Source organism: Salinivibrio costicola subsp. alcaliphilus, from assembly GCF_001996185.1.
Lineage (GTDB): Bacteria > Pseudomonadota > Gammaproteobacteria > Enterobacterales > Vibrionaceae > Salinivibrio > Salinivibrio costicola.
Map to the genome: position 1 here is coordinate 1 of NZ_MUFR01000233.1, position 219 is coordinate 219.

General features: G+C 45.7%; 1 pseudogene. It reads right to left on the reverse strand.

The features are described 5' to 3' along the window. A pseudogene (locus tag BZJ21_RS16010) lies at positions 1-219 on the reverse strand (RNA-guided endonuclease InsQ/TnpB family protein); the annotation flags it as partial.

A 219-nucleotide genomic window follows, 5' to 3' on the forward strand; every position in this document is an offset into this window, starting at 1 on the left:
TTGCTTTGTTGGTACTTCAACGTATTCGCTACCAGCTTCTTCCGCTTTATAGGACAGCAAATTAAGAGTCATGGCTGGCGCGGTATTCAGGATTTCCCGATTCAAGCCAGCCTTTTGTTTTACGTTCTTCCCATGCTTCTCAGCAGTCCCTTTGGCGGTGCTGGTCATGTTCTTAACGGTTAGTTTTTCAGTGGCAATTAATGCCGCCACTTTCACTAA